This window comes from Patescibacteria group bacterium (assembly GCA_041664365.1).
Classification (GTDB): Bacteria; Patescibacteriota; Patescibacteriia; order UM-FILTER-42-10; family UM-FILTER-42-10; genus JAHJEX01.
Genome location: JBAYKW010000020.1, coordinates 1 through 5,306 on the forward strand (window position 1 = coordinate 1; position 5,306 = coordinate 5,306).

At 39.6% G+C, this 5,306-nt stretch carries 1 protein-coding gene; it reads right to left on the minus strand.

What is annotated here, in order from left to right:
* A partial coding sequence (locus WCW66_06875; GenBank protein MFA6392426.1) for a DUF2341 domain-containing protein occupies window positions 1–5,306 on the minus strand: 5,306 nt, incomplete at both ends.

Here is a 5,306-nt window from a genome sequence, read left to right on the forward strand (position 1 = left end):
TGCGATGATTCCAAATACCATGTTTAGTATTATCATTACCGTTCCAATTCGGCTGAATCCAAAGACTGACCGAACCAGCCGTGGCTGTAATACTACTTGTCGCAACATTAATATAATCATTGGTAGCATCAAGACTTACTCCGTAACCGTATTTTCCCGTAGTCCAAGTTGGTCCACTGGTTAATGTGCCGGTGGAACTGTTTCCGCTGCTATCGGCGGCGGTTGTTAAAGTATTTTCATCAAAATGCCAACTTCCTATTAACGGTTGTCCTGTATTTATTTCTCTTATTACATCATAAGTATTCATTAGACTGCTCGCAGAAGACGCATCTCCGTCTCCATAATACATATATATAGTCGGATTAAAACCTTCTGACATACTGTCTTGCACTTGTACATAAAAAGTGGCCTGATCAGAATCAACATAAGTGCTTCGCCAATGATCCAATTCTGTTACACCATCATTATCATAAAATCTGATATCATCAAAATCAGTTTGACAATGACTGGAACAAGACAAATTGGCTCCTGTTTCAGAACTGGCATAACCGACATTAACTTGAATTCTATAATTTGTGGAGGCATTTCCGGCACCAACCAAATCAATAGCTTTTTTGTATGGAAAATCTTCATTACCAGAAGCTTGTTCTGTTAAATCCGAACCACCGGCATTATAAACATAATTATTTATTTTCGGATCAGCAGAAGCAACTTTGCGAATAAACGCATTATCAATTTCATAAGCAGCATCAGAATTGATAAAACCGATTTTTTCAGTCGCTTCAGTTGAATATGAAGAATCATAATTCAATACCCAATTTCTTCCGCCGTCAGTGCTTCGCATGTATTTCGCTCCGCCACCTGTTTTCAATGGCATTCTGACTTTATAAGTTTTATTGGCAATCCATCCTCCCGAAAATATTCCCCTACTGGTACCATCTTCATAAACATAGTTAACATCACCTGCATCATAAAAAGAATAAACTAAATCCGTATAATTCTTACCGGAAGTACTATCTTTCCAACCAAACATCACGGAAGTTCCGCCGGTCGGTTTATAATCAAACAATAATTCCAAATTATCAGCCCTGGCAAAATCACTCACGCTATACAAACTGGTGTTTCCCCAACCCGAACCGCCGGTAGCGATTAATTTATTACTTTGTGAAATATGACTGCCTGTATCTGTTTCGCTCCATTTTCCTGTATCAATAGTTGTGCCGGTAAAATCATCAAAAAATAACGGAAAGGTATTGGCGCCGCTAGAGGCAGTACTGGCATCGCTGTCGCCATAATACATATAAATAGTCGGGTTTTGTCCACTGGATAAACTATCTTTTACTTCCACCCAGAAAGTGGCTTTATCGCCCAAGGTGTATGTTTCTCTGAAATAATCAAGTTCCGTGACACCATCATTATCATAAAATCTGATATCATCAAAATCCGCCTGACAGTTGCCGGAACAAGTTAAATTTACTCCGGTTGCCGCGCTGCTATAACCAACTTTAACCATAATTTGATAATTCGTACTGGCGTCGCCGGCTCCGGTTAAAGCAATAGATTTTCTATATGGAAAAGTTTCATTATTAGATGATTCTTGCGAGAGATCTGAACCATTTGTTCCGTTAATAGCAACTATATTTAAACCTCCTGTATCACTGGCCAAATAAGCATAATTGCCGCTAAGTTCAACTCCATAAATGCTACTTCCGATATTAACCGAACTTTCTAAGGTAGGACTGGCCGGCGTGGTCGCGTCAACCACTTGTAATCCTCCCTGATCTGTACCGACATAAGCATAAGTTTTACTGCCCTGAACTTTTGCCTTAACATCATAACTGTTGCCTGCCAAAGAAAGATTTCCGGTTGCCGAAGGCGAAGCCGGGTTTGAAACATTAATAATTCTCAAATCACTGCTGTAATCAGCCACATAAGCGTAGTCGCCCAATTTATCCAAACGATAAGAATTACCGGGCGTGTCAAGCGAACCCTCCAAAGTCGGCGCTCCTATGGTTTGTGAAATATCTAAAATTTTTAATCCGCCGGTGTAATCTGAAAAATAAAGATAATCACCGGAGATAAAACTGCCTCGCACAGTATTGGTGGTATCAAAAGTACCCACGTAAGCAGGACTGGATGCCGTAGTCACATCAACTACATGCAAACCGCCGGTGCCGGATGATAAATAAACTTTATTATTACTGTAAGTAATTCCCCAACTGTCTGTTTGTGAACTGTTTAAACCCCATTGACCAATTTTAGAAATAGAAGCCGGATTGGAAATATTATAAACCGCCACTCCGCCGGAAGCGGCGGTATAAGTCACATAAGCGTAATCGCCATTAACCTTAATGCCGTTTAACTGGCGATCACTTTGATATAGAGAACCAGCCAACGAAGGAGTGGCCGGATTACTCACATTAACCACGGTTAAATTTGGATTTTGATTATAGCCGGTTATATAAATATAATTGCCGACTTTATCCAAATAATAAGCATAATCAGAACAATTATACGAACCCGTAAGCGTGGGAGCTGTTGGAACGGAAATATTAATAATTTGCAAAGTAGTGTAATCAGCCACATAAGCATAACTGCCATCAACTATTACTTCATAAGCATAACTTGGCGTATTATAAACGCCCTGATAAACAGGATTGGCCGGATCAGAAACATCAATAATATAAAGACCTGCATCATAACAAGAAACATAAGCGTAATTGCCGGAAACTTTAACATCATTACAATAAGTGCCTCCTAAATCTTTATTAGATAAAAAGACCGGCGCGGTTTTATCCGTCACGTCAAAAATACTCAAACTGCTATTAGTTTCTTCTGTCACATAAGCGTAATTTCCACTGACATAAACTTCGCGACCATAGTCAACTGTCGGCGTAGAAGATATTGAAGCCGGCCGAGTAATATCAACCTTCTGAAGTCCGGAAGAACGCGTAGCCGTATAAGCGTAATTGCCGTCAACCATCACGTCCATTACATAATCGGGCATGTCTGTTTTTTGTTGACGATTTATTGCGGCCGGATTTGAAATATCAACTATTTCCAATCCTCCTTTCTCATTAGCAATATAAGCATAATTGCCGGATAGAGATAACCGCATATGACTCGTTTGTTCCGTACTGCCCAAACGAGTAACATATGAAATAGAACCTAAATTAGTAATATTTAAAACTACAAGACCATAATTATTTGAAGCCAAAAAGGCGTAAGTTGAAGCGCCAACTGTTTTTACTTTAACATCATAGGCTTGATTGCCATACTCGCTGCCATTATACGAACCGGCTAAACTCGGACTGGCCGGATTGGTTACATTAACAGCAGAAAAAGTTGGATTTACTCCATTACTGGTTAAGTAAACATAATTTCCAATTTTATCTAAACCATAAGCACCATCCGGACAATTATAAGAACCTGTTAAAGTTAATAAAGTTTTATTACTGATATTTATAATTTGCAAAGTAGTAGCATCAATTACATACGCGTAATCACCGTCAATCACGACTTGGTAGGCAGTACCCGAGGTATTATACCAACTGACAAAACTTGGCGCAGAAGGATCAGAAACATCGATAATCTGCAAACCCCAATCACTGTCTGCCACGTAAGCGTAATCACCGGAGACAACAACATCGCGAGCATAACCGGGCGTATCATAACTGCCGACATAACTTGGCGTGCTGCCCGTTATATCATAAATATGAAGTCCTTGATAACCTTCGGCCATATATGCATAATTGCCGGAAATATAAACACCTTGACTGTCAGATAAAGTTTTTAAGCTTTCGGAAAAATTCGGCGAAAATGGTTCGCTTACATCAATTATCACAAAACCATTATAATATCCATTTGCCACGTAAGCATAATTTCCGGAGACAGCAACCTGATAAGCGGAATTATTACCGTCAGCAACATATTGCGGAGTATCAACCATTGCTATTTTATTCGGATTTGATTTATCAGTAATATCAATAATTTGCACTCCATAAGCATGGCTGGCAAGATAGGCGCGATTACCGCTGACATCAAGTCCTTCCGCGCCATCCAATGTATCTATAATACTTTTTTCTTTAATATCAGACGGTGTAGAAATGTCAAGAATTCTAAAATAATTTCCATCACTTATATAAGCGTAATCGCCGGAAACAGCAACATCGCGAGCATTCTCAGTATCAAAAGTGTCAAGAAGACTTGGACTGGCCGGATTGGTTACATCAAAAATCAATAACCCGGGTGCTCCGTCAGCCACGTAAGCATAAATACTTCCGCCAACTTGGCGCACTTTAACATCATAACAAGAACCTGTTGTATCATAAAAACCTGTTTCTGAAGGATTATTCTTGTCCGTAATATTAACAATTCTTAAACCTTCGCCGCCGTGAGCCACGTAAGCGTAATTGCCCAAAACATCAACTTTTAAAGTATTATTAGCCCAGGGATAATATCGTTTAACTAAGGTTGGACTTAAAGGATTTGAAATATCAACAATCCATAAACCCCAGTTATAGCCTGATATATAAGCATAGTTGCCGGATAAAGTAATACCATAACCATATGACACGCTGGTTAATCTGCTTTTTAAAATCGGAGCGCTGGGCGTAGAAATATCAAAAACTTCCAATCCTTGATCTGAATCCACTACGTAAGCGTAATTGCCGGAGACAGCAACATCATAAGCAGTGCCTGGGGTATCATAAGTGCCGACTATGCGCGGCGTAATATTTTTATCCAGAGTAAGTTCGTTTGTGCCGCTATTCCAATCAGCCGTAGTTTGAGTGGCATCGCGCTTGGTCGTACTGGAAAAATTTTCCGTAATTGTTTCTTCCGGTTTTGATAAACCAACTTGTCCGGTTTCGGTATAAACAACATTTGAACTTTCTTTAAATTTGGTTGTATCGGTAAAATCAGATTGATTTGGACCGCCGATCCAATTGGTTTGCGAAAAAACCGGAGTCAAATCGCCGGGTGAAGCTTTGGTGTAAGTCAAACTGATATCATTTACTTGCGGAGTTTCATCTAAACTGTCAGTGGAGAGAAAAATTTTATATTGAATATATTTTTTATTATCAAGACTGGTATAAGCGGCTGTACTGGTGGCTGATTGATAATAAGTGTCTGTGGCGCCGTCCGGACCAAGCCAGTCAGTTGATGAAAGCGCGTCCAATGTATCAGCAGCTCTTAATTGAAACTTGGATAATGTGCCGCTTGGTTCGGTTACGGTTGAAGAAAAATCCAAATAATTTGTTCCAATTCCTGTTTCATAAGCGGAAGAAATCAAATCACCGGTATAA